Origin of the sequence: Bacillus sp. cl96, assembly GCF_900100505.1 — a bacterium.
Taxonomy (GTDB): Bacteria; Bacillota; Bacilli; order Bacillales; family Bacillaceae_G; genus Bacillus_A; species Bacillus_A cereus.
The window spans coordinates 1-26,690 of the sequence record NZ_FNDM01000005.1; the positions used below are offsets into that span (position 1 = coordinate 1).

A 26,690-nucleotide genomic window follows, 5' to 3' on the forward strand; every position below is an offset into this window, starting at 1 on the left:
CCGGTTCCGTTATCTTTCCCCGTTCCGCCTCCTGGGTTTCCTCCAGTTCCGTTATCTGTTCCCGTTCCGCCTCCTGGGTTTCCTCCGGTTCCGTTATCTTTCCCTGTTGTGTTTTCCATTTTTTTAATAATAGGGTTTTTAGCACTGTGTACCAACGGCATTATGCCATACTGTGATTTATGAACCACATTTTCCACCTTGCTATTTTCAGTTTGTGTTCCTTTATCCTCTTTATTAGGTTCTTCTTTTTCAGGACTAGTTTCTTTTTTATGAGTCCCGCTCAATTCCCACTGCCATGTTACAGGAGAGAAAACATCTATATTGATGTTTGGATCTTTTAACTTCACATCCAAGCTAATCTTTATATCCCCTTCATTACGAGGAGCTATTGTAATTTCTCCTGCTTCGCTTTGAAGAAAGTCACTTGTACGATCCACATCATCAATATGTAAGAATCCTGTACTTCCATCTAGTTTAAATTCTTCTGGAATCTTTATCTTCAAAATTTGCGGAGATTCCATTTTAATTACTTTTGCAGTATCACTAAATGTAATTCCCTCTGTATAAAGTCTATCCTTTACTTCTTTAATTGCGTTTCCTAAAGATATTTTATTTACAGGATCATAATAAAAATTATTTTCTTTATTATATTTTTGTGTAAATTGAATTACATTTTGCAGTTGTAATTTCGTTGTATCTGGCAAATCACTTTGACCGATTTCTTCCATGTTTAAACTAGGTAATTTCGCAATTAAATTCTCGATTTGTTTCTTTATTCGAGCATCTGGTTGTTTCATTAATGTATTTATGAAGATTTCTTGCTTTCCATCATTCGACATAGATTGCTTTAACTTCTTAATTACCGTCTCTTGAATATCACTTTCTAACTTCCCTGCAAGTTCTGTATCATATTCAGACACTTGTTTTTTTACATCTGCTAAATATTTTTGAATTGCTGCAGCATCAGTTAAAATATTTGGTTCTTTCTCTGAAAACGTAAATTGATTTGAAATAATTTTATTAGCGGATTCCAATGCACTTAATTGCTTTAAAGCATCGCCTGTATTCATATCATTCATATATTGATTGAATTGATTTGTGAAATTATTCGCTAACAAATTGTTATCAGTTTGCATTTTTTGAAAGTTATTAAAACCATCTAAGTACGTACTGTTTGATTTATTCCCTTCATCTAACGCTTGACCGAAACCTTTTAAAACATCCTGAAATCCTTTGAAACTATTAACAGAAACACCTGTATAATCTTGTACTGTTTTAAATTGATTTGTGTAATTTGCTAACGGACTATGTATATCTTTTTTATACATAGTTGTTTGAACGTTTCCTTTTTCAATTATTTTACCTATATTATCTTGTGCACCTTGTAGCTTACCGATAATACTCGCAAAATAAACGTCGATTATTTGCTTATTGAAATCTTCTAAAATAACAGAAGCTGTATTTTCTGCCTCAGCTTTCAAATCCTTATTCCCAGTTGCATTTACTTTGTAGTTTAAAGTTAATTTCTCCGGAATCTCTGAATCAATCGCAACTGCTTTCCTAGAAAAATCATTTGGAATAACAATCATCATATTGTAATTATTATTTTTCAATCCATTTTCTGCTACCCCGCGACTAACTACGTACCATTCTTGTTTCGTATTTTTATTTACATTTTTAACAAATTGATCTCCAAACGCTATTTTATTGCCCTCAAATACAGTGCCCTGATCTTCATTTACCAACGCAACTGTCATTTTTGGTGTAGTATTCTCATTAGCTTTCTTAACATTTTGATTTAATGCTAAATAGGAGACCCCTGTTGATAGTACAAGAGCTAAAATAATAAACAACAAGATGCTCCATTTGAACTTTTTCACTACTTATCACTCCTGCGACTGCGAGTCTATCTAATGAAAGACTTCGTATCTTACTCTAGTTTTAAAGTAATTTAGCCATACAACGTATGGTTGCATGGCTAAATTATATATTTCTTTTTATCTGTCTTATTGTAGACCGAAATTACGAGAAAGATCTTCGTCATGTCTAGCAACAGCTTCTGCAGTTTTATTAAGCTGCATATTAATTTCTTGTAATAGCTGTGCGAAGTTTTGTACTTTTGGCTTTAATTGATTGAACTGTTGGTCAAAACCTTCGAAAGCACGACCTTCCCATTCTCCTCTTAATTCATTTTGTAAGTTTTGTAGTTGACGTAAAATGTCCTCAATTTGATTTGCACCTTGTCCATATCGAGTCGCTTTCGATTTAAGCTCCTCTGGTGACATACGAATTTGTCCTGCCATTATTAAATCCCCCTTAAAATTAAAAAATAGTAAAATTAACCAATAATCAATTCTACAAATTGATTATATCAATAATTTAAAAATTTCTAAACAAAAAAATGATATTTTTCCAAAATTTCTCTTTTACTATAATAACGATATATTGTATAATACTAATTTATTTTTTTAAGCACACTCTATAAATCTACTATAAAATAAAGGCAAACCATCTATTTTATATATTTATAAGGACTTATTCACTTTAAATCCCAGCGAGAAAGTAGCCACTAAATCATTATTTTCTCCCATTCAGACTATAATACTCACTTCAAAGTCATAATGACCTGCCTTTCAACAAACCCAAACTCTTCGTACATCTCTTTTGCAAAATTCCCAGCAAATACATTCAACCGAATTTCTGAATACTTCTCCTTTAATTCCTTAATACTAGCTTCCATCAGTTCTCGCGATAATCCTCTCCCGCGATATTCTGGGAAAACGTACAATTCATATATAAATCCAAGTTTTTCACGAGAAAAATAGTCTGTATTTCCCCCTATTAATATCCATCCCATTACTTTATTTTCTTCTTTAACAATTAAATAGTATGCTCCTTTTTCTACAATCGGCTTTGTAATCTCAATTGCTTTCTCGGTACTTAATTGACAATTCCCTCTCGTCCCTTCAAAAAGCGATTGAGCCGCATATTTTAATATTTCATTGGTATCTTCTTGATTCGCCTTAATTATCATTTTTCACAACTCCCCTTGAATAATAGGCATTACTATCGCTTGTTCAAGATTCTCCGCTTCCATAACAATTGCCGTTAATCCGTGTTCTGTACTTGTTTCATGGAGCTCTCCCTTTTCCCAAAACACAGCTTGTCCCGCCTCTATCTTTATCTTTTCTTTATTTACTCCACATACATATCCTGTCCCGTCCACAATAAGAAGCAGTTGAGATACAACTGCTTCATGATTACCGATGATTCCATTCTCGTGTAAATGCATAGCACCGATATGTATATTTCCTTGATGGTTTAATATTTTTGACATGATGAAATTAGATTGAAATACTGATAGGTGCTTTCCTACTTTTTCACTAAAATCAAAAATTTTCATTACTAGTCCTCCTTATACGTATAAAACCATCCTTACTGTCTGCATCATATGTCCTTCAAAGTCTTCTTCAAATTGCTCTAATTCAGCAAAACCTTTCGCTTCATAAAAGCGTTTTCCTTTTTCATTTGCTGCTTCTACATGTATGTACAATTTCCGTATCCCATTTAATGCTTTAATCCCTCTTTGTAATAAAGCACTTCCGATCCCTTTTCCTTGCTGATCTGGTAACAAATAAATCGCACCTAATTCTGCTTCGTTTTGTAGTCTAACAGGTGAAAAGTTTGCAAACCCTATTACTTCTCCTTCTTCTTCCGCAACGAATAAATGCGTATTTTTAAGACGATATTTCATTTTTTCATCAGAGTATGCCTCATCTAAAAAACTATCTTGAATTTCTCTTGGAATAATGCCTTCGTATGTATCATGCCAAGCTATTTTTGCTACTGATTGTACAGCGTGAATGTCTTCTTGCTTCATTTCTCTAATTATATATGTCATCTCGATGTCTCCATTCTCTTTAAATTATATTCTGCTAATATACTAGAAGAAACGGCAAAACCATTTTCATAATTCACCTTAATTAATTTTAATTTCTCAATTGAAGCTGTTGCAAAATTAAACTTTCCATAAATATATTCCATTACACTTAAAAACTGCTTTGTATGTAATCTATTTGCAATTGTACAATGCGGAACCCATTTTCCCGGTACGTAATATGAATTTGGGTTGTCATGAAAAGTTTTAAAATAATCATGATAAGAATGATGAAGTTTTAACAATTCATCGGTAACAGTCGGCGCTAGAAAGACCGTTCCATTAGTAGGAAAAATTCCAATAGAAGGAAAAGTTACTGCATCCATATTTTCTTGAATAGCTACAAACTCCCCTAGTTTCTCCGTATACAAATGGACATCTAACTCATTATAATCAGCTAACGTAATATGAGGTTCTACTCCAGCTAGTTGATTTGTTCCAATTACATTTGTTAATTCATTTTGCAGTTCTGTAATTTTATGAGTAAACACACGATCAAATGTAGCAATAATAGCGTACAATCTTTCTCACCCCTTCGTTACACATAGCGCTTCCCATTCTTCACGAATCATGCCCATTCGAATAGAATCATAGTATGTTCCGTTATAATAACGACACTTTCGCATTCTACCTTCTAAGCTCATTCCTATTTTCTCCGCTACTTTCATCATTCGTTCATTGCCAGACCAAGTCGTGATTCCTACTCTACCAATCTCCATTTTTTCAAATAGCAAATCTCTATATAATGTCAATGCTTCTGTACCGTATCCACCATTCCAGTATGTTGAGTCATAAATCACAAGCCCCATCTCTAACCAACGCGTCGGTTTATATTCCCAATAAAACCCGACTGTCCCAATGATTTGACCGTTATTTTCTATAATTAAATTTGACAGTGGTTCTTCTTTTAAACGAGTTTGCATCTTTTCCTTATAGGATGAGTATTCTTGCATTGAGAACGGGAAATATGGCGCATCCCATTTCTTCCATTCTGGACTTTCTTCTTTAAATATGATATTCCATAATGTTTTTATATCTGATTCTTCTATTGTACGAATTGTAACTTTCTTCCCCTTTAATACAACGCTTTGCATAATTCCCTCCTGCATTCCTCTTTATTTCATATATAATTATAATATTTTTTCAGAAAAATCAAAACTAATATCATATATTATATTGTATAATTTTGTTATTAGATACCAATTATTGATTTAGAAAGCTGGTGTTTCAGTGAATAATCGATTTAGTATTGCTTTATTTCTTACTATTATTATGACAAATATTATTCTCTATTTCTTCTTACCATTAAGTATTGTTACGAAATGGGACTTTAATGGAACGCCTACATCAACAATGGATAAAAGCACTTTTGTAATCGTAAATATAATTATATGTTCCTTCTTATTCTTTGTATTTTTAGCTTTATCTAAAGCAGCGAGTAACCAGAAATTTCTCCATTGGATCGGTAACACAATGTTACTATTCTTATTTTTTGTCGATATTGTCATCGCCCTCATCGCTCTTGGCTTTTCACTTCCTCTTGATCATTTCATATTTTTAGCATTAGGGCTTTTATTTATATTAATAGGTTATTTCAGTTCCAAAATTGATACGACTAGATCAACCGTTTCATTAGAATGGAATGATAAGCACCTTGAAAAAAGAGCTTCAAATATTAGTAGTATTTCAATGATGATAGCAGGTATTTTTTTAGCGATACTTCCTTTTATCGTTTCTGCTCTCTATAGAGGTTATGCTATACTAGCAATTCTTTTAGGAATGACGTTTATCATTCTGCCGAGTACGATTTATTTACTTATTAAAGACAGCAAGCAATCTACTCCTTTAAAAAAATAGGAGGTTATACCCCTCCTATTTCAGCTTAATGTTTTATTTTTCACTTTTTCTATCTCAACTAAAATCCCTTTCCCTATCCAACCCTCTACGCCATCTTTTTTAATTAAATCATATCCTGAACAGCTATCATCAATGAGAGAAACGATATCTCCCTTCCTAACGCTTATTTGCGCACAAGAAATATCGGTTTTCACTGTATATTCACCTGACTCAAGTTGTTTCATATATTCATTTTTTACAATGAGTAAATTATTCGTTTCCTTTTGTTTACATACGGTGTAATCTTGCATCTTCTCGATAGGCTCTATGTAATAATACGGATATGTCACTCCGCCCTGCATTTCTGAATTCGCATTAAAATCCGCTATTACTTCGTACTCTGAAAAATAGTCTACATATGTATAAGAAAACGTATCGCCGGTTTGTTTCCTCTGAATAATAAATACGTTTAATTGCCCTGCTTCTTTAATTGCATTTCCTCCATCAATTGCAATAATTTTTTTCTCCTTATCAATAACTGGATTGTTAGACGGTGCTTCTTCAGAATAGTTCACGACAGGCCAATGACCAACTATTACATACTTATTTGCTTTATGTGATTTATTAAAAAACTGTGGCATTGCTATCGCATTTTTGCGCTCTGTTTCTTTCCAATCTACTCTATCTTCTAGACCGGCATGCACAAAAATATAATCTTCTGTTTCAATCGCTGTTGGCAACTCTGTTAGCCAATATAGTTCTTGTGAAAATTCACTTAACAACGCTTCTTTCACTTCACGAATTGAAGTGCCCTCATGAACTGAAAAACCTAATTGCTCTAGCCATTCATTAAAAATCGAGTGCTTTCTCATACATAAATAATTAATAAGATCAGGATTTTCATTTAGAAGAGCATCAACTAAAACTTCACAATTCCCTTCAACAACGTGAACCTTTGAATTGTTCTTTACAAGATTCATAACGTAGTTTACTACACCTACGCTATCTCGTCCTTTCTCGCAAAGATCTCCATTAATAATTAAATAATCTTCATCTTTAAAGTTAACTTTATGTAGTGCTTCTTTTAAAAGATTTAATTCTCCATGAATATCAGATATGACGATAACTCTAGCATCATTAGGGATTGATAGTTTCTTTATTTTTTTCAAGTATAAGCGCTCCAATCATTCTCTTTATTAAATTAAAACAATTCGACAAAATACACTATATAACCTTTTCAAATACATATACCATAACTTACAACCTATTTACGGTTTAATAATAACTTAAAAAATAAGAAGAAGCTGTTCCCAACTTTTGCGGGACAACTTCTTCTTATTTTTTATAATTCTTTATGAAAAGAATAACTCACCTTATCATACCCTTCTCTTTCATAAAAACGATGAGCATCAATTCTTGAAAATGCTGACGTGAGGACGATAGACTCACATTCGTTTTCCTTTCCCCAGTTCTCTATATACGAAAGTAATACTTTCCCATGTCTTTTTGAACGATGTGCTTCTGCTGTTACAAGGTCATATACGAAAACGTGTTTCTTATTATAAAAGTTCGTACAAATTGCTACACCTGCAAGGCTAACAACTTCATCATCCTCATTACGCAGCGAAAATAGTTTATAATTTTCTTCTTTCATATTTCGAAATAAAGAGCTTGTTTCCTCTTTTGAAAGTTTCGTTCTTAATTGCTGTAAAACAGGTAATACGTCATGTAATTGCTCTTCTGTTACTACTTCTTTAACATTCATTTTTAACTCTCCCTTAACTATTTAAATAATTTTCTAAATGTTATATCATTATTATAGAAAGCAACTGCCCTTTACTTAAGTGGCAGTTTAAGTGTTTTTTATAAGGCCAGTTTTAAAGGAGAGTTTTATATGGATTTTACTATCCCATTGCAATTACAAAGTAACACACCTATTTACTTGCAAATTTACGAATATATAAAAGCTGAAATTATACAAGGGACTATTTCTGTTGGCACACGTCTACCCTCACACAGAAATTTAGCATCACAACTTAATATTAGCCGCATTACTGTTGAATCAGCTTATCAACAGTTATTAGCTGAAGGTTATGCAGAAAGTAAACCGAAACGTGGTATTTTTGTAGCAAATTTCGATATTGACATTATCCCAAATAAAAAACGAAATGCAGCAAAGAAGACGAACAATTTGATAGAAGAAAAATTTGAATATGATTGTAGCCAAGGGCTTATTGATCAAAATGCATTTCCGATTACAAATTGGAAACGAGCATTACAAGAATCCATACTTACATACGAAAATGCACTATTTGCCAAAGAAGATCCTCAAGGTGAATTCGCTCTTCGAGAGCATATATCAATATATTTATATCATTCTCGCGGTGTACATTCTTCACCTGATCAAATTGTGATCGGCGCCGGAACACAGCCACTTCTCTGGCTACTGCTTCAACTGCTTGGCCCTACAAAAGAATACGGCATTGAAAACCCTGGATTTCACCGTATACACGCAATTATTAAAAGCTGTGATAGACAAATTCATCCCATACCATTGGATGAAAAAGGGATTGATATTTCTAGTTTATACAATACAAATTCCAATGTCGCATACGTTACACCATCACACCAATTTCCACTCGGGATTATTATGCCTTTATCTAGAAGATTAGAATTGTTAAAGTGGGCTAATGATTGCAATGGATACATTATTGAAGATGACTATGACGGAGAGTTTCGCTACGCTGGTAAGCCGATTCCTTCTTTACAAAGTCTTGATTCAAATGAACGCGTTATTTATATGGGAACTTTCTCAAAATCTTTTTTACCTTCTTTACGAATGGGATATGTTGTTTTACCACCACACCTTTTAAAGATATACCAAGAACTGCATGGAATTTTCAAACAAACAGTCGCTACAATACAACAACTTGCTTTTGCTAACTTTATACAAAACGGGAATTGGGAACGTCACCTTAATCGGAGTCGTACACTATATAAAAGAAAACATCATACGTTAGTAAAATCCATTACGAAAGAAATGGGGGCTAATGTTCAAATTCTTGGCGAACAGTCCGGACTTCATATTGTTTTATGTGTAAATAACAGTATGAATGAAAATGAACTGATTGAATCCGCTAAAAAACAAAGCGTTAAATTATACCCACTTTCTCCATATGATTTCGTGAATGATTTACGTAAGGAATCATACGTATTACTCGGCTTTGGTAGTATTCCGGAAAATAAAATTGAAACGTTGGCTATATTATTGAAAGACGCTTGGTTTCCTAGTTGCAAGGAAACTTGTTAACAGTGGGTTTAACTTGTAACATGTTAACAATTCAACAAAATAAAAAAGAAGGCTGTTCCAAAATAACTTTTTGGACAGCCTTCTTCTAGTTATTCACCTGACCTAGCTTTCCTTCCCGGACGTTTCACACCAGTCGTTTCTGTTGAATAGGAAGCTTCAATTATAGCGGTTGGATCTACAGAGAGAACGAGATCTTTCATTTTCGGATAAATGAATCGGTTTGTAATGCAATAAATGATTCTCTTATGCTCCCCTAAAAAACCACCTTCTCCATGTAGATACGTAACAGATAGTTGCAATTCTTTCATAAGTAAATCGCCTATTTCTTTATTCTTACCAGAAATAATCATAACGCTCTTACCTTGATTAATACCATCTAGTATAAAATCAATCATCTTCGTAACAATATAGAAAATTGCTAACGAGAACATCGCTTGTTCGATTGAAAATAAAATGGCAACAAAGATGAAAATAACTGCATTTACTGCAAGTAAAAATGTACTAATCGGTACATTAAAGTGTTTATTCATCCAAACTGCTAACATTTCTGAACCGTCAATTGCTCCACCCATTTTAACAACAATCCCAACACCAATTCCAAACAGTACTCCACCATAAAGTACAATTAATAACTCAGAAGTCGTAATTGCTGGAAATGGTTTTAAATAAATTAATCCGAGTGTTGTAACTACATTCGCATAAGATGTACGGATAAAAAATTTCTTTCCCATTACTTTTGCAGTAAATAATAAAATTGGGATATTAATTCCTAAGAACACACCATAAAGCGGCAATCCTGCGACTTTATTTGCCATAATAGCAATAGCCGTTACCCCGCCATCTACTAATCCATTAGGTGCTAAAATAAGCTCTAATGAACCTGCTACTATAATTGAGCCAATTGTTAATAATACGTATTCAAATACTTTCTTCATTCATTACCCCCAAAACTTATATATTTTCTTAGTATTATTTTAACGTAATTTTACTACTAATTCAAAGGTATCGATTTATATACACAAAAGTTTCTCCTTTATCGCTATTTTTATGTAACACATGTAACGCGTAATACTAAAAACACACTTACAAATTAAAAGTAAGTGTGTTTTTAACATCTATTTAATCTTTACGTACGGCTTCATTTTTAATTTGAATATTTCCTCAACTGCCCTTTGATATCCACCGGCATTTCTAAGCGACTCTCCCACTTTACGACTATTCTCCTTAAACGTCACATCATCCATTACTTCCTTTACAGTCTCACGTAATAATTCAGAAGTTAACTCGTTGCGATTAAGTGTTATGCCTGCCCCTACTTCAGTCAATCGTTTTGCAACGAATGGCTGATCTCCTGTTACCGGAATTACAACTAATGGAACACCGTAATATAACGCTTCACTCGAACTATTCATACCACCATGTGTCACGAATACATCAGCATGCTGTAAAACTTCTAATTGCGGGACATAATTATACAACTTAAAATTTTTCGGGATATTTTCAAATTGACTTATATTTATCTTCTTACCAACGACTAATACGACTGTCGCATCAACATCTTTAAACGCTTCAAAACATTTTTCATACAAAGCAGGTTGTTCATTAAAAACTGTTCCCATAGAAATGAAAATCACTTTTTCATTTTTTAAATCTTTGGTAGGAAAACTCCCCACTTCTTTTCGAGTAGCAATTGATGGACCTACAAATTTATATGATTCATCAAATACCTCTGAACGCGGCTGATATTCTTTTGAAGTATATACAATCGTAATATCACCAGGATGGTTCATAATATCATACATACTATTACATTTCATTCCATACTGCTTATTCCATCTTTCCATTCCCGCTAAACAAGATTGATATAATGGATTCATTTCATCTACTTGTCTCGATTCTTGCTCATCATGAAAATTAATGTACTGATTAACAGCAAACGTTGTACAGGATGAAACGCTTGGTAATTGTAAAATATTCGCTATAATACGTCCTACTGGAAAATGATTATCATATATTAAATAATCATATTTTTCCTCTTTTGTTTCTTCTACAATTTGAGTAACAATACGCTCTGATGCTTCAATCATATGAGATAGCATCGTCAAAGGACTCCCACCCTCATTTACTCGTTCCATAATATTAATTTGAGAGAGAAAATTCTCAAACACTCGGAATTCCGCACCTGTTGCTTCAACCTTCTTTCTATAATCTTCAATACAATAAGAAACAACTGTTTCCCCTCGCTGAATTAACTCACTTACAATAGCTAAAGTCGGATTAATATGACCTTCCCCAGGAAAATTTATTACGAGTACATTTGCCATAACATTCTCTCCTATCCAATTAATATAATAAAATTAACAATTAATTATATTAATTAATTTAAGTCTATTATAAATGAATGCATTCTACTTCTTCATGCTTTTCTCTTCATTTTATTATTGAGAAATATTTTCTATAGTCTACATTATTGTGATTCACAATCTTATAAATGAATGCTTAATTTTACTTTTACTCTTCATAGATTTAAAGATACGAGTCTTACATTCAAGTATTACCACCATTATTTTTAGACAATTCATACAAAAATAGAGAAATATAATATTTTTAATGAGTTTTCACTATAAATGTAAGTATGCTGTCTATCTTTTTATCTTTATCCTCATAACACATCATCTGTTATATAATGAATTTATGGAATTTACAGAAAAAGGAGTCTTTTCATGTTACAACAACTATTCAATTCACCTATTCTATCCGTTCAAGCCTTACACCCAGGTTATGAAGATCATGCAAGTGATGTTTTTCTCGTTCAAACAGAAGATACAGAAGTTATCGTTCGTGCTTCTAAAATGAATGAAGAACCAAATAATGATTTTTGGTGGGGATGTAAAAATCTATTTGGAATTGATCCAAGGAACGTCCATCATTTAGAAACTGTACATACATTGCTGCAAGAACATACGAATCTTCCTATCCCAAAAACATTAGAAAAACATGTTTTAAATGGCCGTGAATTTGTGGTGGTCGAAAAGTTAGTAGGTAACACAGTTCAATCTTTTATCGAGCAACCAGATTCTATTTTATTCAGCCTAGGAAAAGGACTTGCAGAAATACATAAGTTTAAAGCCGATTTCATAGGAAATCCGTCAGGCACGTTCCAAATTCCACTAGATGAATTCCAATCACATATTTTAAACGTGAGTAAAGAGCTTGTGAATATGTTTTATTCCGATGATGAAAGCATACAAAATGCATTCCCTACTTTTGAATCACAACTTTCTTCCCTGTCCGTACCAAAGGAATCTACACTCGTCTTAATTGATATGGATCCTACTCAATTTTTATCTGACGGTACAACTATTACGGGTTTAGTAGATACTGAAGCTTACGCTGTTGCTCCGCGAGAGCTTGATTTTATCGGACTAGAATATGTACTTACCGAAAAAGAAGCACATGTCTTTAAAAGTGGTTACGAAACAATTATGTCTATTCCTCACTTAGAAGAATATAGACAGCCTTATCGTTATTTATACCGACTGTTATCTGTGCAAGGTAATGTGGAATTAAAAAAATGGTTAAGTCACCCATCCTATTTTTAAATACGAATGAGAGGGAGTATACAATGGATATTCAGAAAAAGCGTTCTGTAACAGAAAGTGAAATACAGCAAATGAAGGATTTGGCTTATATTTGTGGGCAACAAGACAATCTTGATTACTCTTCAGATTTACATATCAACTTTTTAAAAAATCGAAATGAAGATTATATAAACGATTTTCTTCTTTATAACGGTACTCAATTAATTGGCGCTTTAAATATGTATGATTTCGAAAGACCAACAAAGCTTGAACTAATAGGCTTTGTACATCCTCATTTTAGAAAACAACGTTTCGGAACTATCCTTTTACAAACTGCAATGAAAGAAATACAAAATAGAGAGACAGATGAAGCTCTTCTTATTATTAATGGGGATTCTATTTCTGGGAATGAATTTGTAAAACATATGAAGTTACCATATTTATATAGTGAATATAGTATGGAGTGCAAAACAAACGAAATTCAAAAAACAACAGATAATAATATACAGCTTACTCTTGCAACTTCAGAATCACTTCTTGATCTTATTAAAATTTCTAGTAAAGCTTTTGGTGATTCAGTAGAAAATACGACTGCATGGTTACAAAAAATGATGAATTCATCTTCCCATCAAGTTTACAGTGCCCTTATTGCTGAAAAAGTGATAGGAACAATTACAGTTTCTAAACAAGAGCAATCTACTACACTATCAGGATTCGCCGTTCATCCTTCTTATCAAGGTAAAGGATACGGAAAAGATATTCTTTGTAATATAGTACATACCCTTATTACAGAAGGAGTTTCAACAATTGAATTAGACGTCGAAACAAAAAATATCCACGCTTTAAAACTATATACACAATGTGGTTTTGAAATTAAAACGAGGCATGACTATTATAATTTAATGAATTTTTAGGTGAATACATATGTTAAAAAAACAATTTATTCTAATTATGATATTTTAGCAAACATCTATAATAAACATTGGAGACATTTTGTTTAATACTCCTACCCAGCCTCGTTTTACAAGATGCTCTTCCCTACTCTCGTATATTAGATCTTTGTTGCGGGACTGGTCATCTCTGCCGGTGATAGTTTAATTTAGATGAACTAAAAAGTGTGTTTCACAAAGTTTACTCCGTATTACATAACGAGGGTATATTCGCATTTGATATGAATAAAAAAACTGAATCGAAATGATTCAGTTTTTTCTTAATATATTTACAACTGCAGTTGTTTCGTCATTTTCTTTATAGACACGCGGAATTCTTCTATCTAGCATACATGTAACTTCATAATTTATTGTACCTAACATATCCGCTATTTCTTCTACTGCGATATTTTCTTCACCTTGTTTACCGTAGAATACTACTTCGTCTCCTACTTGTACTGGCATCGCTTTTGAAACATCCAACATTAACTGGTCCATACAAACACGGCCAATAACAGGTACTCGAACCCCGTTAATTAACGCATAGCCTTTATTAGATAATTGACGATTATAACCATCAGCATAACCAATTGGTACAGTCGCAATCCATTCTTCACCAGTTGTTACATACGTATTCCCATAACTTACACCACGATTCTTCTTCGCATGTTTAATATGAGCTACTTTTGATTTTAACGACAACGCAGGCTGTAAAGAAACGACTGAATGATCCACTTCTTTTGACGGATACATACCGTACACTCCTATTCCAACGCGTACCATATTTTGAAATGTGTTACTTAATTCCATTGATCCCGCACTATTTGAACTATGAATATATGGTATTTGAATTCCTAATTCTTTCGCTGTATTAACAGCCTTTTCAAATAAACTTGTTTGCATATTCGTATATGATTTATCGATTTCATCTGCCGTAGAGTAATGCGTAAATATCCCTACTACCTCTACATACTCCATACGGTTTAATTCTTCTAAAAATGGTTTAACTTCTTCTTCTTGTAAACCGATACGACTCATTCCTGTATCAATTTTCACTTGAATTTGTACTTTCTTTTGAAGACGGTTTGCAATTTCATTTATACCATGTAAATCTTCTACTCTATAAACAGTCATCATAACGTCATATTGAATTACATCTTCTACAGCCGCTACTGGTGTGTATCCTAAAATTAAAATCGGCACAGTAATTCCTGCTTCTCTTAATTCTATTGCTTCATCTACAAATGCAACTGCAAGTTGATGTATCCCAGCTTCAATTGCAGCTTTGGCAACTTCAACTGCCCCATGGCCATACCCATTCGCTTTTACAGCAGCCATCATCTTAATTTCTTCATCATTTACATGTTTTTTAAATTCTTTTACATTATGTTTTACAGCATTTAAGTCAATTTCTACAATTGTATCTCTTCCATATTTCAAACTCATTGGTCTAACTCCTAACTCAATAATTGCATTCCATTCTATTTCACGTTTCATATGACCTTTTACAATATAATACTTTTCATTATGCTAGTCAAACTACTAGAATTTTCGGAATTTTGAGTATGATATAATATCCTCAAGAAACTATTATATACGGAGACGAGGAGAATTACAATGTTTGTTCAATCTGCATTGCATCAACTAAAAGTTGCTATTGATACTTCTATTTATATGCTTAACCAATATAGTGAAAACGATTTAAAAATACAACCGATTCACTCAAAACGATCATTATTTGAAATGTGTGCACATCTTTCTCTTATTTGTCATGCTGATTTACTCATTTTAAATGGTATTTCAGAAAAAGAATTACATACCTTTTATATAGAACATACGCCCGTAACAGTTGCTCACATACAACAAACGATGATTGAAGGATACAACCTTCTCTCTAAAACATTTCTTTCCTACTCCCAAATAGAATTAGCAGAAGTTATGACTGCCTATTGGGGGATTTCTTATTCGCGCTTTGAATGGTTACTTGAAATCGTTGCACACTTTTATCATCATCGTGGACAAATTCATATTTTATTATGCGAGCATATGAAAGATCCACGCATTCCTTTATTTGAGTGATTTTCCACTCATTCATTAATTATAAATAGAGAAGCTACAAAACCAATAAAAAGTATCATTCCTAATAAAATAAATGTTTGAGCATAACCGCCTATTTTCATAAGATAAATAGAAATGATAGGTCCTATACTAGTACCTAAAAATAAAATAAAAGTATAAATAGATACTGCTATTCCCCTTGCTTTCCCTCCTAATTGACCTACAAGAGAAACTAAAGACGGAACGGATATAGCAATACCTATTACAAAACAGACACTCATCATTACAAGTAGAGATAGATACGAAACAAAGCCCATTGAACTTAGACTAAAAATAGCAATCAACAATCCTCCTTGAAGAACTTTCCTTACTTCAAACCTCTTTGTTAAACGACCTGCAAGTGGTGAGAGCAACATACCAAACAGCCCTGCTAAGCGAAAATAAAGGATTTGTTCTGCAGTTAAATTGTAAGTAGGAGAGCTCAAATAATTCCCTAAAACAGTATACATATTAACAAAAGCCATTATTAAAACAGGATTTTTCACACTGACTAACTATTAGTTTTAAATAATGCGCAACTTCTTTAACGCATAAGAAATTCCGCCTTCACTCCCCTTCGTTGTAACGAAATCAGCCCTTCTCTTCAACTCCTCTCCACCATTTCCCATCGCAACTCCTAATCCTACATACTGCAACATTTCAATATCATTTCCACCATCGCCAAAGGCAATGGCTTCTGATTTACTAATATTTAAATGTTCCAATACTTTTTGAATTGCAGTTAGCTTCGATACTTTACTATCTTCCAATACATTTATAACGTAACCATGAAAACGCTCAAACGTAAGTGCTGGATATCTTTCAATGAATTTTTGAGCTTCTGTATCATCAGCATACAGACATATGCAATACATCTCATCTGATAAGTTTCTAACTTTGTCAGGATACCGCTCTAAATTTAAAGTTTCATTTAACGCTCGCATGACACGTTCATCTTTGGAAGCAATATTATTCATTGCAAATTCTTCTGTAAAGTAAGAAACACTGTGACCATGTAATTCAGCAAAATTTGAAATATCATGAACGATTTCGCTTGAAAGTACTGATTTATGTATAACTTCTTTCCCACATTTTATATGTGCACCATTTGCTGAAATAAACGTATTTATACCTAGTTCCTTAAATTGTGAGCATAAACTATATGGTCTTCCAGTTGTAACAACTACGTGAATTCCTTTATCTATTAATCTTTGTACCGCTTCTTTTGTACTTTCGTGCATGCTTCTATCAATCTCACTTAATAACGTACCGTCAACATCGAAAAATACAACTTTGTACATAAGTCTTTACATCCCGTCCAAATGATTCGTATCATTAATGAAATGCACCGTTTTTTGTTCACCCTCAATTTCAATTAAACTTATTCCCGTATCTCCCATTTTGAAATAGTAGTCCATTGAAATTGGCATTTTGAAAAATGCACGTAATAGACTATTAATTACGCCTCCATGGGCAACAATTGCAATTCGGTCATATGTATTCTCTGTCAAGATTTTAGAAAAGATTCCTTCTATTCTCATTCGAAACTCAATAAACGATTCCCCGTTTTCAAAACGATCATGAAGAAACTTTGGCTCTGGATATTTCTTTGCTTCTTCAAATGATAAGCCTGCTTGTACTCCATTATTAAACTCCATTAATTCCTCTTCTAATTGAATTGGACAACCAATTGCTTCTGCTAATGTTTCACCCGTTTCACGAGCGCGTTTTAATGTACTTGCCCAAATGAAATCTGGTACAAAATCTTTTTTTACTTTCTGTACAAGTCTTTGTACTTGTTGTCTCCCTTTGTCAGTTAACTCAAAATCAGCTCGACCTTCATGCACATGTAAAATATCAGCTTCTGATTCTCCGTGGCGTATTAGTAGTATTTGCATGTTTCTCTCTCCCTTTATTTAACATTCACAAAATTCCATTATATCACATTTTAAGATTCCAAAATAAAAAAGGAACGGTCTCCCGTCCCTCATCCATTCACTTTTTCCGCATCATTCCAATAATATTTACTAAACGCTTCTGTTAACACATCAATTGTGTTATATAATTCATCTAACGTATTATCAACACCACCAACTTCAATTAACATCGCATTTTTCGATAAATCTTGGTTATAAACGCCATTTCCATCTTTTTTATACTTTGGAAAAATCCCTCTACTTAATCCGTAATAGTTTTCATCTAAATAACTATTGATCGCTCTTGCAATTTTTTCATTTTCAGCACGGCCTTCATTTTCCATCCCAATTATAAAATATAATCTTGCATACGATTTTCCGTTAATTACTTTTGTTGTTACTTTCTTACGCTGATCGTCACGGTGTATATCAATCGGAAACGCAATTTTATTATTTTGTGCTAATGCTTCTTTTACATATTCATGAGACGCTTTATATGACTGATACCATACCCACTTTTTACTCGCTAATAAATCACCCATATTCGTTTTATCATGAACTACCGGAATTCCTTGTCCTTCAAGTTGCTCTTTCATACGTTTCCCTAGTAAAGACACATTTACATCTGGGCTAGATGGATCAGTTGCCCCTGGTAATAATGGAAAGAAGGATTCCCAGCTATGTGTATGATAAATATATACTGCACTTTCACCTTTTTTCGCTCCGTTCTTTTTCTGAACCGGATTATTCTTTTCCGCTTCTGTAACTTTATCTTTTGCTATTTCCCGTTCTTTCGTTACTTCTTCAATCGGTACACTAGATTCATTTGGGATATTCGTCAAGTTTGTCCCTTCCCCAGCTACGATAATATTAGAATAATACTTTGACATACCAGGTACTTCTTTACCGACGAATGTTCTTAAATCTTTAATTTTCAAATCTGTCGCGATAGAGAACATTAAATTCCCAACTGACTCTCTTTTATTCTTCTTAAAATAATCAAATCCGTAATAGCGATTCTCACTTTCTATCATTTGAACAAAACCTTGCATCGATACTTTTCCAAACCATTGATTTGCATAATTCGATTTCATTGTATGTAAAAATGACGTCAAAATCGACGCTATCATAATTACTATTAGCGCATATAAAAGGAGTAACGAAATCAGTTTCTTCCCATGTATTCGAGTTGCATACTTTTTCACTGCATCACCTTCTTTATACATGGATATGTACAAGCTTTTCAGAATATACGCACAAAAAAAGAGAAATGGTATACCATTTCTCTTCCTCACTTTTATTGTTCTTTTCCTGTATCATTTGAAAGTAGTTTCTTCGCTTGTTTTTCTTTAAATATTTCTCCAATTGCCCCAAGAGTACCAAGTGTTTCAATTGCATTAGACGGAATAAAGACTTTATTTGCTGGTCCTTTTGCAACTTCAGCTAATGATTCAAATGATTTGTAAGCAAGTATACGCTCATCCAAATTCGCTTCACGAAGCAATTCAATACGATTTTGTTCTGCTTTTGCAATTTCTTCAATTGCTCGTGCTTCCCCTTGTGCTTCTAATTCTTTTGCTTCTTTTATACCTTCAGCTTCGCGAATACGCGCTTCTTTATCCCCTTCAGCCATCAAGATTTTACTTTGCTTTTCACCTTCAGCGCGAAGGACTTTATCTTGTTTTGCTGCTTCAGCTTCTAAAATAATCGCACGTTTATTACGCTCAGCCTTCATTTGTTTTTCCATTGATGCTTGCACATCTTTTGGCGGGTTAATATCAACAACTTCGACACGTTCAATACGTACGCCCCATTTTTCTGTTGCTTCATCAAGCGCTAAGCGGATTTCTGTTGAAATTTTTTCACGACCAGATAACGTTTCATCCAGTTCCATTTTACCGATGATTTGACGCATCGTTGCTGAAGTAATATTACGAACACCATATTCATAGTTTGAAATACCATATGTCGCAAGTTCTGGTTCAACAATTTGATAGAAAATAATTGTATCAATCTCTACTTGAACATTATCTTTCGTAATTACCTTTTGCGGTGGTACATTCGTTTGTTGAATACGTAAGTCATGATATACACGAACACGATCTACAATTGGTATTAAAATATTTAACCCTGGGTGCATGATACGTTGAAACTTACCAAATCTTTCAACAACCCCAACTTTTTGCTGAGGAATAATTTTAATTGTTAATGCGATAAATGTAACTACAATTAGTGCGAATATAATCGTTAACGTTAATGCTACCATATTTATTCACTCTCCTTTTTCACTTGTAATATAGTACTATGCCTCTTTATAACAACGACTTTTTCTCCAGCATCAATTGAAGAATCTGCAATAGCTGTCCAAGTATCTCCATCCACTTTCACAATACCATTCGCTTCATTTGTAATCGCTTGCATAACAATCCCTCTTTTACCAACAAGCATATCTACTGTATCAGTAAAACCTTTTGCTTCTCGAAAGTTTTTTGAAATTCTTTTCGTAAAGAATGTCAAAGTTAAACTTACAATTGCACCAACAGTAACTTGTAACAGTAGTGCATCAGGAGTAAACAAAGCAATAAGACCTCCGACAACAGCTCCAATTCCAAGCCAAAGCATGTAAAATGTAATCGACAACATTTCTGCGATAAATAAAATACCAGCTATTATAAACCAAATTACCCAAGCAGCCATATGCAACCCTCACTTTCTTTCTCATTTTCTATATGTATATGAAGAAAAGAATGGTTTATCCGCCCTTTCTTACACTTGGGCGTTTGCTACAAGCTATTGTACATACTCACTGTTACAATGATCATTAATATAATACTATATCAATATATTCTTCATTATACATGAAAATCCCTTTCAAAAAGTGACAAAAAATTAAATTCTTTAAAAATTTTAATTTTTAAATTACAATTATTACAATTACTAAATACTATTTTTTATAGAGGTGATAATCTTATTGAGAAACCTGTCACTAATCTACTATTTAGGTTCCAAAATATGCATTACTCTCGCTGACATCGTATATGTAATGATTATTACAACTCATATTTATATAGCAACTAAATCAGCTACTATTACTGCTCTTTTTCCATTATTACAAGTTATCACAAATCTAATTGCTAACATCTCTGCACCACTTATAATAAATCGTTTTCCATCTTATACGCTGTTATATACGCTCCAATGGCTGAAAACAGTCTTTTTACTATTATTAATGATTTTGTTCCCGGTCTTATCCACAAACATTATAGCTCTATTAACTTTTATTTTTGTCATTTCATTATGTAGTGGGTGGAGTGCTCCATTATTATACGGTATTCTTCCGCGCCTTACACCGAAAGAAAAATTAGTAAAAGTAAATAGTATCTTTTCCTTTTCAACACAAATTGTGCAAGCCGTTGCTTATTCATTTACGAGTATTGTCGTTCTTCTCATTGGCGCTACTTCTACACTCATGATTAATAACATTTTAATGATTTTCGGATGCATTGCATTACATTTTTCATTACGTTCCATACATACTGAAAGAATAGCAGATTCTCCCTCTTCCAAAAGTACTGTTTTATTAGAAGGTTGGAAACTCCTATTTCAAAATCCTTCTCTCCGTACCGTTACATATATGGACTTAATCGAAACTTTCGCAGGGACAATATGGATTGGCGCTATTACGATGGCATACGTTACGACTATCCTTCATAAGGGCGAAGAATGGTGGGGGTATATTAATACAAGTTATTATGTTGGCACGTTAATCGGTGGTCTATTAGCCTGGAAAATGAGTTCCTATATTCAAAACAATTTAATACGATCTATGTCGATTGGCTCTCTTATATTTAGCATTCTTACATTTTTATATGGTATGACGAGCAGCGGATTTATTGCGCTTTTTCTATGTGTTCTAATGGGACCATGTTATCAAATTAGAGATATTTCCCAAACGACTGTTTTACAATCAAGTGTCGCCCCTGCTTTATTATCCAAAATGTATACAGCACATGGTGCACTTCTTTCAACAGCCTCTGGACTATCTATGCTTAGCATTGGCATTATTACTGATATGTTCGGTGTTCGTACAATTTATATCATCGCTTCTATTCTTATTTTATGTTCCGCTTGTTTATCTTTTAGTTTATTAAAATATCATAAGACAGAGCAGAACGATATTTCACTTTAATCACTAAAACAAAGAGGACAGGGATTCCTGTCCTCTTTGTTTATTCTATTCATGATAAGTTGGGGATTTTTCTATGCTTTGTCGCTTGTTCAAAAGCATAAGCTAGCTTAATTAATATCCCTTCACTAAAGGCAGTACTTGCAATCGTAATTCCAAAAGGTCTCCCGCTTTCCATATACCCAGCTGGTATTGCTATAGACGGATAACCCGCTTTCGCACATATAGTAGAACCTATATAGGAAGGAAACAGTATCGCATCAAGATTATATTTTTCCAATGCAAAATCAATGCCTTGTTCTTGAGAAAAATATATATCTTCTAATCTCGCATTTAAATATTCTGGATTTCGTAACGTATTTGGAAAGTCTTTTCTTCCCTCTAACTTGGTTTGTCCATATTTTAAAGCTCTTTCTGCTATGTTTTTATTAAACTCCATTAACTCCGAAATAGAATGTACCGGAATAGTAGAAGGTAATTTAGAAAGATAGTTATCTAAACTATGCTTCAGTTCATAAAGCGGAACTCCCCAGCTCCATTCTCTATGAAAAGAAGGAATATCAATATTTTCTACTACTGTCGCTCCTTCATTACGTAATACTTGGATCGTTTCCTTAAACAAGATTTCATCATACTCACCATTTTCGTAATAATCTTTTGGTGCAGCGTTAAACACACCAATCTTCGCTCCATTTAAGCCATTTGCATCAAGGTAAGATGTATAATCCCGATATGCCCTACCGTCACTTTTGTGAGTAACTACATCTTTCTCATCCACTCCAGTTAAACTCCCTAGCAAAATAGTAGCATCGGTTACCGTTCTAGCAAATGGTCCAGCTGTATCTTGCGAATAAGTAAATGGAATAATTCCTCTACGACTAATTAAACCGACAGTCGGTTTAATACCTACTACAGAATTTTGAACAGCGGGGCTCAAAATAGAAGCATCGGTTTCTGTCCCAACAGATACTACTGTAAAGTTAGCAGCAACTGCTATTGCAGATCCTGTACTAGATCCGCCAACAAACATATGATCCTTGCCCGTTCCATATGGATTGATTGTTTGACCACCTCTTGCACTATATCCAGCCCACATTTCAAAAGACATTGCATTTGCTAATTCTGTCATATTCGTTTTTCCTATTATCACTGCCCCTGCTTCTCGCAGTTTAGTAACGAGAAATGCATCTTCACTGCTTATATTTTGTTCTAGAGCTATTGTACCTGCACTTGTATGCATGAAGTCATTCGTTTCAATATTATCCTTAAGCAAAACAGGTATTCCATGCAATGGTCCCCTTACGCCGTTTGTCTTTCTTTCATAATCTAACGCTTCTGCAATAAAAATAGCATCTGGATTGATTTCTAAAATTGAATTGATTTTCGGCCCGTCTTGATCATACTTTGCAATTCTATAGAGATAATACATCACTAGCTCTTTTGAAGTTAGCTTTCCAGATTCCATTTCATTTTGAATATCTTGAATTGTTAATTCCTTTTTTAAGATTGAATTAAACTGAATTTCCATTTATATTCTCCCTTATATGAACTTTTTTAACATATACCCCTTACTTTTTCAATTTTTCATCTCAACACATCCTAAATTAATATCCCTTTAAAGAAATTCAATACTCTTATTTAAACACCTTTAATTTCCCGAAAAATAAAAAAAGTCTGAAACGGATTAACCTTCGCTTCAGACTCTTACATTACTGTGCGTATACTTCATCTAATAAATGTAAAAACTCACCTTGTTTCCCAGCTAATTCAGGGCATTTTGCAATATCAACCCATTCATAGCAAAATACTAATCCTTTATCTTCCTCACCAGCACTTACAATATGTTCCCAAGTATCCTTTACATCTGTTAGTAAAGTTACATGGAAAAAGTGGCGTTTTTCATACTCCTGTTTTTCTTTCATATGTATAATGTAATCTGCTAAAAACCGCTCTATGCATAAATGACGCAATCCGGATTCTTCCTGTACTTCACGCAATATAGCAGCTTCTAACGTTTCACCTTCATCAACCGTTCCCCCTGGCACTTGAATACCAGCTTCATGTATATCACGATGTTTAAAAACAAGTAATTGCATAACCCCCTCTTGTTCTCTTGTAATATATGCATGTACTTTTTTCTTATATAACATCGTCATTGTACATCTCTCCCCTCAATTGTTCACTCTGTTACTTCTTCAAGCGTCAGTTGATTATCATACAAATATGTAGCTTGTGGATTTCCCACATACCTTACGTGCCATGGTTCATACCGATAGCCCGTAATCGTTTCTTTCGCTTTTGTGTATCGAACCACAAAACCAAATTTATGGGCATTTTCAGAAAGCCACTGACCTTCTTTCGTTTCCCCAAAAACTGTCTCTAACTGAAATTTAGCAGATTGAGACGTAATATCCATAGCTAGTCCAGTTTGATGCTCACTTGTGCCAGGAACCGCGCTAGACATTGCTGTTTTTGCTTCCCCGTCTTGTTTTTTATACATCGTATTTAATGCTTTTTGTCGATCAAAAGATCTAAATCCAGAAACTGCAAAAAGAAAAATACGCTCGTTGTCAGCCTGCTGAAACATATCCTCAAGCGCCCTCGCTGCCTCTTTTCTCATCTTTTTCTTTTCTTGATCACCTTCACTAGAGTAGCGCACTTTCGGAATAACTAAATCTGGCGGTCTATACCCAGCTGGTAAACGCCTACTTTTATTTACAAGTACAAGCATTGAATTCGGATTATTAATTACCGCAATATCCCCATCCATATTAGCAATCGTTTCTTTCGCTTTCGGAAATATGCTATTTACACTTACTTCCCGCGCCTGCTTATCCTTATACATTTTATAATTGATTCCTGCTACTCCAACAATAATTATTGCAGCTACAATACCAAGTAGTGCCCATCTTTTTTTCATATAACGACCTCTTATTTTAATAATTTGGCCATTTCATACTCATCGATGCACTTTCCATCGATAATAAGAGCAGCTTTTTTGACACCTTCTTTCTCAAATCCAGCTTTTTTATATAGTGTCTGAGCTCTTGTATTGTGGGCCATTACTGTTAATTCTAAACGCCATACATCATGTAATTTTGCCCACTTCTCAACCTCTTTAAACAATCTCGTCCCAATACCTCGCCCGTTATACTCTTGCAAAATACCAATTACAATGGTTGCCACATGTCTCTTTCTTTGAATGTTATTTCCATTCACTAATATAAAACCTACTATCCTCTCATCTTCAACTGCTACAAATATTGTTGCATATTCATTTTCTATAAATCGATCGATTATTTTTTCTTGTTGCTCAGCTGTAGTTTTTCTTTCCCCTGGTTCATATAACATAAACTTCGTTTCTTCATCTAATTGCTTACTTAATTGTAAAAATGATGCTGCATCTTCTATTTCGATCTCTCTAATCACTTCAATCACCCTACCAGTTTCATAATAAAAAGTTTTCCTTATAAAAAGATTTTCTCTACTTTCTCGAAAATCCCTTTGTAAATCTCCTACTATAAATTGACAAATTTCGATATTACTATAACAACGACAAATTATGTCTATTCTGTGACATCTCACCATTACAAAGAAAAAACGCAAGCATTACACTTACGTTTTTCCAAGATTGAAGTGAGCTAATAATTATCGATAGATGTCCTGGCTAATTCACGTTTCACTTTATCCATTCACTTTATCCATTCACTTTTTCTGCCTGCCAAAAATATTCACCAAATGCTTTAGCAAGTGCATCAATTGATCGATTCAATTCTTCCTCTGTATTATCTACACCACCAACTTCTATTAATATCGCTTGTCCTGATAGGTCTTGATTATAGATTCCATTTCCTGTCTGGAACCCTTTTTGAATGACCCCACGGCTCACTCCTGGATATTTCTTATTAATCGCCTCATGTAAAGCTGTCGCTAATTGTAAGTTTTTTTCATAGTTTTTATTTCCTTTCCCTACTACAAATGCAAGCTTTGCATATGATTTATCTCCAATTGTTTTTGTCGTTACATTCTTTCGGGCACTATCACGATGCAAATCAAAAAAGTATTGAAGATCTTTATTTCCAGCCATAGCTTGCTGCACAATTTCTCGTGACATTTTATACGAACTATTACTGTTTAAACCTTTACTTATTAACTTTTGACCAACATCACTCTTATCGTTAGTAGCCCCAATCCCTTCACCTTCTAGTTGTTCACGGAAACGATCTCCTAATATAGAAATATTCGACACAGAACTCGTTGCTTTATTCGGATTCGGGTCATTCGTTAAGTTAAGTAAAGGTAAATAAGATTCCCAGCTATGTGTATGATAAATAAACGCAACTTGTCTCTTCCCAGTCGTTTGGGACGGCTGTTTTTTCTCTTTATTCGTATCTTGTTTAGGTGCTTGTCCAGTTCCACTAGTCCGTTCCTTCACTACTTCTTCAAGAGGAACACTCGACTCTATCGGTAAGTTAGAATAATTTGTACCCTCACCCGCAATAACAATTTCTGTATCGTACTTACCAAATCCCGGGAGCTCTTTCCCGACAAAACTGCGTACATCATTAAAGCGAATATTTGTAGCCATAGAAAAGAGAAAAGAAGAAATTGAAAAATCTTGATTCAAATTTCGATACTCCTGTGTAAAATAATGATTCTCTTTTCCAAGTACATACATGTAACCATTCATCGATAACTCATTTAACCAATTATATAAATACGTTGACTTTGTCTCTTTCATAGAGGTTACCATCAGACTAATAAGAAAAAAAGTCGCTAGCACTGTAGTAATAACAAATAAAACTAACTTACGCATATTTGTAAACTTCATAAAAAAAAAGCCCCGATTCATACTATCACCTCTCTATTTCAAGTTATGTACAAGCCCTAGAGAATAG

28 protein-coding genes and 2 pseudogenes are annotated in these 26,690 nt (G+C 33.7%); 7 read left to right on the forward strand and 23 right to left on the reverse strand.

The window, feature by feature from the left end; all coding sequences use genetic code 11:
- The 7 genes from esaA to BLT20_RS12535 all read right to left on the reverse strand — a co-directional run.
- A partial coding sequence (gene esaA / locus BLT20_RS12505; RefSeq protein ID WP_141770358.1) for a type VII secretion protein EsaA occupies positions 1–1,880 on the reverse strand: 1,880 nt, incomplete at its 3' end.
- Between the two features lie 126 nt (positions 1,881–2,006).
- Positions 2,007–2,303, reverse strand: a complete 297-nt coding sequence (locus tag BLT20_RS12510) for a WXG100 family type VII secretion target (protein ID WP_000918601.1) — start codon at positions 2,301–2,303, stop codon at positions 2,007–2,009.
- A gap of 302 nt (positions 2,304–2,605) precedes the next feature.
- Positions 2,606–3,034: a GNAT family N-acetyltransferase gene (locus tag BLT20_RS12515; protein WP_000584239.1), complete on the reverse strand. Its 429-nt coding sequence runs from the start codon at positions 3,032–3,034 to the stop codon at positions 2,606–2,608.
- A gap of 3 nt (positions 3,035–3,037) precedes the next feature.
- Positions 3,038–3,403, reverse strand: a complete 366-nt coding sequence (locus BLT20_RS12520) for a cupin domain-containing protein (protein ID WP_000688072.1) — start codon at positions 3,401–3,403, stop codon at positions 3,038–3,040.
- A 12-nt stretch (positions 3,404–3,415) separates the two neighbouring features.
- Positions 3,416–3,901, reverse strand: a complete 486-nt coding sequence (locus BLT20_RS12525; protein ID WP_000221050.1) for a GNAT family N-acetyltransferase — start codon at positions 3,899–3,901, stop codon at positions 3,416–3,418.
- The gene (locus BLT20_RS12530; RefSeq protein ID WP_000270863.1) at positions 3,898–4,458 is read right to left on the reverse strand and encodes a 2'-5' RNA ligase family protein; all 561 of its coding nucleotides are present in this window, start codon (positions 4,456–4,458) and stop codon (positions 3,898–3,900) included. The genes BLT20_RS12525 and BLT20_RS12530 overlap by 4 nt, the downstream gene beginning before the upstream one ends.
- A 6-nt stretch (positions 4,459–4,464) precedes the next feature.
- Positions 4,465–5,031, reverse strand: coding sequence for a GNAT family N-acetyltransferase (locus BLT20_RS12535; protein WP_001192367.1), 567 nt, complete (start codon positions 5,029–5,031; stop codon positions 4,465–4,467).
- Between the two features lie 136 nt (positions 5,032–5,167).
- On the opposite strand from BLT20_RS12535, the gene BLT20_RS12540 reads away from it, so the two are divergent.
- Entirely contained in the window at positions 5,168–5,794 is a 627-nt protein-coding gene (locus BLT20_RS12540) for a DUF1648 domain-containing protein (RefSeq protein ID WP_001065169.1), read from the forward strand.
- A gap of 20 nt (positions 5,795–5,814) precedes the next feature.
- Here the strand turns inward: BLT20_RS12540 and BLT20_RS12545 are convergent, their stop codons facing one another.
- Together BLT20_RS12545 and BLT20_RS12550 are read right to left on the reverse strand one after the other, a co-directional pair.
- The gene (locus BLT20_RS12545; RefSeq protein ID WP_000721378.1) at positions 5,815–6,942 is read right to left on the reverse strand and encodes a metallophosphoesterase; all 1,128 of its coding nucleotides are present in this window, start codon (positions 6,940–6,942) and stop codon (positions 5,815–5,817) included.
- A 173-nt stretch (positions 6,943–7,115) separates the two neighbouring features.
- Complete coding sequence (locus tag BLT20_RS12550) at positions 7,116–7,538, reverse strand: GNAT family N-acetyltransferase (RefSeq protein ID WP_001101108.1); 423 nt, start codon at positions 7,536–7,538, stop codon at positions 7,116–7,118.
- 129 nt (positions 7,539–7,667) lie between these two features.
- On the opposite strand from BLT20_RS12550, the gene BLT20_RS12555 reads away from it, so the two are divergent.
- Positions 7,668–9,083, forward strand: a complete 1,416-nt coding sequence (locus BLT20_RS12555; protein ID WP_000348026.1) for a MocR-like pyridoxine biosynthesis transcription factor PdxR — start codon at positions 7,668–7,670, stop codon at positions 9,081–9,083.
- Between the two features lie 89 nt (positions 9,084–9,172).
- Here BLT20_RS12555 and BLT20_RS12560 read toward each other — a convergent pair whose 3' ends face one another.
- Positions 9,173–10,018 (reverse strand): YitT family protein, encoded by an 846-nt coding sequence (locus tag BLT20_RS12560; RefSeq protein ID WP_000755126.1) that lies wholly within the window; start codon positions 10,016–10,018, stop codon positions 9,173–9,175.
- A gap of 180 nt (positions 10,019–10,198) precedes the next feature.
- On the reverse strand, positions 10,199–11,407 hold the full coding sequence (locus BLT20_RS12565) for a macrolide family glycosyltransferase (protein WP_000024466.1): 1,209 nt from the start codon (positions 11,405–11,407) through the stop codon (positions 10,199–10,201).
- A 399-nt stretch (positions 11,408–11,806) separates the two neighbouring features.
- Here BLT20_RS12565 and BLT20_RS12570 point away from each other — a divergent pair, with 399 nt between their 5' ends.
- The 3 genes and pseudogenes from BLT20_RS12570 to BLT20_RS31040 form a co-directional block, all read left to right on the forward strand.
- Complete coding sequence (locus BLT20_RS12570; protein WP_000941368.1) at positions 11,807–12,685, forward strand: aminoglycoside phosphotransferase family protein; 879 nt, start codon at positions 11,807–11,809, stop codon at positions 12,683–12,685.
- Between the two features lie 23 nt (positions 12,686–12,708).
- Positions 12,709–13,578, forward strand: a complete 870-nt coding sequence (locus tag BLT20_RS12575) for a GNAT family N-acetyltransferase (protein ID WP_000354420.1) — start codon at positions 12,709–12,711, stop codon at positions 13,576–13,578.
- Positions 13,579–13,841: pseudogene (locus BLT20_RS31040) on the forward strand (class I SAM-dependent methyltransferase); the annotation flags it as partial.
- Between the two features lie 22 nt (positions 13,842–13,863).
- Here BLT20_RS31040 and alr read toward each other — a convergent pair.
- Positions 13,864–15,039, reverse strand: a complete 1,176-nt coding sequence (gene alr / locus BLT20_RS12585) for an alanine racemase (RefSeq protein ID WP_002182683.1) — start codon at positions 15,037–15,039, stop codon at positions 13,864–13,866.
- 171 nt (positions 15,040–15,210) lie between these two features.
- Between alr and BLT20_RS12590 the strand changes: the two genes are divergently transcribed.
- Positions 15,211–15,672 carry a DinB family protein gene (locus tag BLT20_RS12590; RefSeq protein ID WP_000498001.1) on the forward strand — a complete coding sequence of 154 codons (462 nt, stop codon included), beginning with the start codon at positions 15,211–15,213 and terminating at the stop codon, positions 15,670–15,672.
- Positions 15,673–15,680: 8 nt separating this feature from the next.
- Here BLT20_RS12590 and BLT20_RS12595 read toward each other — a convergent pair.
- From BLT20_RS12595 to BLT20_RS12620, 6 genes and pseudogenes are all read right to left on the reverse strand, one after another.
- A pseudogene (locus BLT20_RS12595) lies at positions 15,681–16,184 on the reverse strand (MFS transporter); the annotation flags it as partial.
- Positions 16,185–16,214: 30 nt separating this feature from the next.
- The gene (locus tag BLT20_RS12600; protein ID WP_000278976.1) at positions 16,215–16,991 is read right to left on the reverse strand and encodes a Cof-type HAD-IIB family hydrolase; all 777 of its coding nucleotides are present in this window, start codon (positions 16,989–16,991) and stop codon (positions 16,215–16,217) included.
- Positions 16,992–16,997: 6 nt separating this feature from the next.
- On the reverse strand, positions 16,998–17,588 hold the full coding sequence (locus BLT20_RS12605; RefSeq protein WP_001166440.1) for a histidine phosphatase family protein: 591 nt from the start codon (positions 17,586–17,588) through the stop codon (positions 16,998–17,000).
- A gap of 89 nt (positions 17,589–17,677) precedes the next feature.
- Positions 17,678–18,832, reverse strand: a complete 1,155-nt coding sequence (spoIIP, locus tag BLT20_RS12610) for a stage II sporulation protein P (RefSeq protein WP_002025676.1) — start codon at positions 18,830–18,832, stop codon at positions 17,678–17,680.
- Positions 18,833–18,903: 71 nt separating this feature from the next.
- Positions 18,904–19,872, reverse strand: a complete 969-nt coding sequence (locus BLT20_RS12615) for an SPFH domain-containing protein (RefSeq protein ID WP_000226251.1) — start codon at positions 19,870–19,872, stop codon at positions 18,904–18,906.
- Positions 19,873–19,874: 2 nt separating this feature from the next.
- The gene (locus BLT20_RS12620; protein WP_000741986.1) at positions 19,875–20,303 is read right to left on the reverse strand and encodes an NfeD family protein; all 429 of its coding nucleotides are present in this window, start codon (positions 20,301–20,303) and stop codon (positions 19,875–19,877) included.
- Between the two features lie 274 nt (positions 20,304–20,577).
- On the opposite strand from BLT20_RS12620, the gene BLT20_RS12625 reads away from it, so the two are divergent.
- Positions 20,578–21,795 carry an MFS transporter gene (locus tag BLT20_RS12625; RefSeq protein ID WP_001245227.1) on the forward strand — a complete coding sequence of 406 codons (1,218 nt, stop codon included), beginning with the start codon at positions 20,578–20,580 and terminating at the stop codon, positions 21,793–21,795.
- 49 nt (positions 21,796–21,844) lie between these two features.
- On the opposite strand, the gene BLT20_RS12630 is transcribed toward BLT20_RS12625, so the two are convergent.
- The 5 genes from BLT20_RS12630 to spoIIP (BLT20_RS12650) form a co-directional block, all read right to left on the reverse strand.
- Positions 21,845–23,320 carry an amidase family protein gene (locus BLT20_RS12630; protein ID WP_000405416.1) on the reverse strand — a complete coding sequence of 492 codons (1,476 nt, stop codon included), beginning with the start codon at positions 23,318–23,320 and terminating at the stop codon, positions 21,845–21,847.
- A 181-nt stretch (positions 23,321–23,501) separates the two neighbouring features.
- Positions 23,502–23,948, reverse strand: a complete 447-nt coding sequence (locus BLT20_RS12635; RefSeq protein ID WP_000178293.1) for an NUDIX hydrolase — start codon at positions 23,946–23,948, stop codon at positions 23,502–23,504.
- Between the two features lie 23 nt (positions 23,949–23,971).
- On the reverse strand, positions 23,972–24,712 hold the full coding sequence (locus BLT20_RS12640; RefSeq protein ID WP_000747648.1) for a M15 family metallopeptidase: 741 nt from the start codon (positions 24,710–24,712) through the stop codon (positions 23,972–23,974).
- Positions 24,713–24,723: 11 nt separating this feature from the next.
- Positions 24,724–25,221 carry a GNAT family N-acetyltransferase gene (locus BLT20_RS12645; protein WP_000617568.1) on the reverse strand — a complete coding sequence of 166 codons (498 nt, stop codon included), beginning with the start codon at positions 25,219–25,221 and terminating at the stop codon, positions 24,724–24,726.
- Between the two features lie 268 nt (positions 25,222–25,489).
- Positions 25,490–26,644 carry a stage II sporulation protein P gene (gene spoIIP / locus BLT20_RS12650; protein ID WP_001079278.1) on the reverse strand — a complete coding sequence of 385 codons (1,155 nt, stop codon included), beginning with the start codon at positions 26,642–26,644 and terminating at the stop codon, positions 25,490–25,492.
- Positions 26,645–26,690: the final 46 nt, after the last annotated feature.

What these genes read in the sequence shown, in the direction of transcription:
- BLT20_RS12590 (WP_000498001.1), top strand. Translation starts at nt 15,211, where the DNA reads ATGTTTGTTCAATCTGCATTGCATCAACTAAAAGTTGCTATTGATACT.
- BLT20_RS12620 (WP_000741986.1), bottom strand. Translation starts at nt 20,303, where the DNA reads ATGGCTGCTTGGGTAATTTGGTTTATAATAGCTGGTATTTTATTTATC.
- BLT20_RS12605 (WP_001166440.1), bottom strand. Translation starts at nt 17,588, where the DNA reads ATGCAAATACTACTAATACGCCACGGAGAATCAGAAGCTGATATTTTA.
- BLT20_RS12560 (WP_000755126.1), bottom strand. Translation starts at nt 10,018, where the DNA reads ATGAAGAAAGTATTTGAATACGTATTATTAACAATTGGCTCAATTATA.
- BLT20_RS12555 (WP_000348026.1), top strand. Translation starts at nt 7,668, where the DNA reads ATGGATTTTACTATCCCATTGCAATTACAAAGTAACACACCTATTTAC.
- alr (WP_002182683.1), bottom strand. Translation starts at nt 15,039, where the DNA reads ATGAGTTTGAAATATGGAAGAGATACAATTGTAGAAATTGACTTAAAT.
- BLT20_RS12550 (WP_001101108.1), bottom strand. Translation starts at nt 7,538, where the DNA reads ATGAATGTTAAAGAAGTAGTAACAGAAGAGCAATTACATGACGTATTA.
- BLT20_RS12535 (WP_001192367.1), bottom strand. Translation starts at nt 5,031, where the DNA reads ATGCAAAGCGTTGTATTAAAGGGGAAGAAAGTTACAATTCGTACAATA.
- BLT20_RS12600 (WP_000278976.1), bottom strand. Translation starts at nt 16,991, where the DNA reads ATGTACAAAGTTGTATTTTTCGATGTTGACGGTACGTTATTAAGTGAG.
- BLT20_RS12520 (WP_000688072.1), bottom strand. Translation starts at nt 3,403, where the DNA reads ATGAAAATTTTTGATTTTAGTGAAAAAGTAGGAAAGCACCTATCAGTA.
- spoIIP (WP_001079278.1), bottom strand. Translation starts at nt 26,644, where the DNA reads ATGAATCGGGGCTTTTTTTTTATGAAGTTTACAAATATGCGTAAGTTA.
- BLT20_RS12515 (WP_000584239.1), bottom strand. Translation starts at nt 3,034, where the DNA reads ATGATAATTAAGGCGAATCAAGAAGATACCAATGAAATATTAAAATAT.
- BLT20_RS12635 (WP_000178293.1), bottom strand. Translation starts at nt 23,948, where the DNA reads ATGACGATGTTATATAAGAAAAAAGTACATGCATATATTACAAGAGAA.
- BLT20_RS12640 (WP_000747648.1), bottom strand. Translation starts at nt 24,712, where the DNA reads ATGAAAAAAAGATGGGCACTACTTGGTATTGTAGCTGCAATAATTATT.
- BLT20_RS12525 (WP_000221050.1), bottom strand. Translation starts at nt 3,901, where the DNA reads ATGACATATATAATTAGAGAAATGAAGCAAGAAGACATTCACGCTGTA.
- spoIIP (WP_002025676.1), bottom strand. Translation starts at nt 18,832, where the DNA reads ATGTATAAAGAAGGTGATGCAGTGAAAAAGTATGCAACTCGAATACAT.
- BLT20_RS12630 (WP_000405416.1), bottom strand. Translation starts at nt 23,320, where the DNA reads ATGGAAATTCAGTTTAATTCAATCTTAAAAAAGGAATTAACAATTCAA.
- BLT20_RS12510 (WP_000918601.1), bottom strand. Translation starts at nt 2,303, where the DNA reads ATGGCAGGACAAATTCGTATGTCACCAGAGGAGCTTAAATCGAAAGCG.
- BLT20_RS12575 (WP_000354420.1), top strand. Translation starts at nt 12,709, where the DNA reads ATGGATATTCAGAAAAAGCGTTCTGTAACAGAAAGTGAAATACAGCAA.
- BLT20_RS12570 (WP_000941368.1), top strand. Translation starts at nt 11,807, where the DNA reads ATGTTACAACAACTATTCAATTCACCTATTCTATCCGTTCAAGCCTTA.
- BLT20_RS12615 (WP_000226251.1), bottom strand. Translation starts at nt 19,872, where the DNA reads ATGGTAGCATTAACGTTAACGATTATATTCGCACTAATTGTAGTTACA.
- BLT20_RS12565 (WP_000024466.1), bottom strand. Translation starts at nt 11,407, where the DNA reads ATGGCAAATGTACTCGTAATAAATTTTCCTGGGGAAGGTCATATTAAT.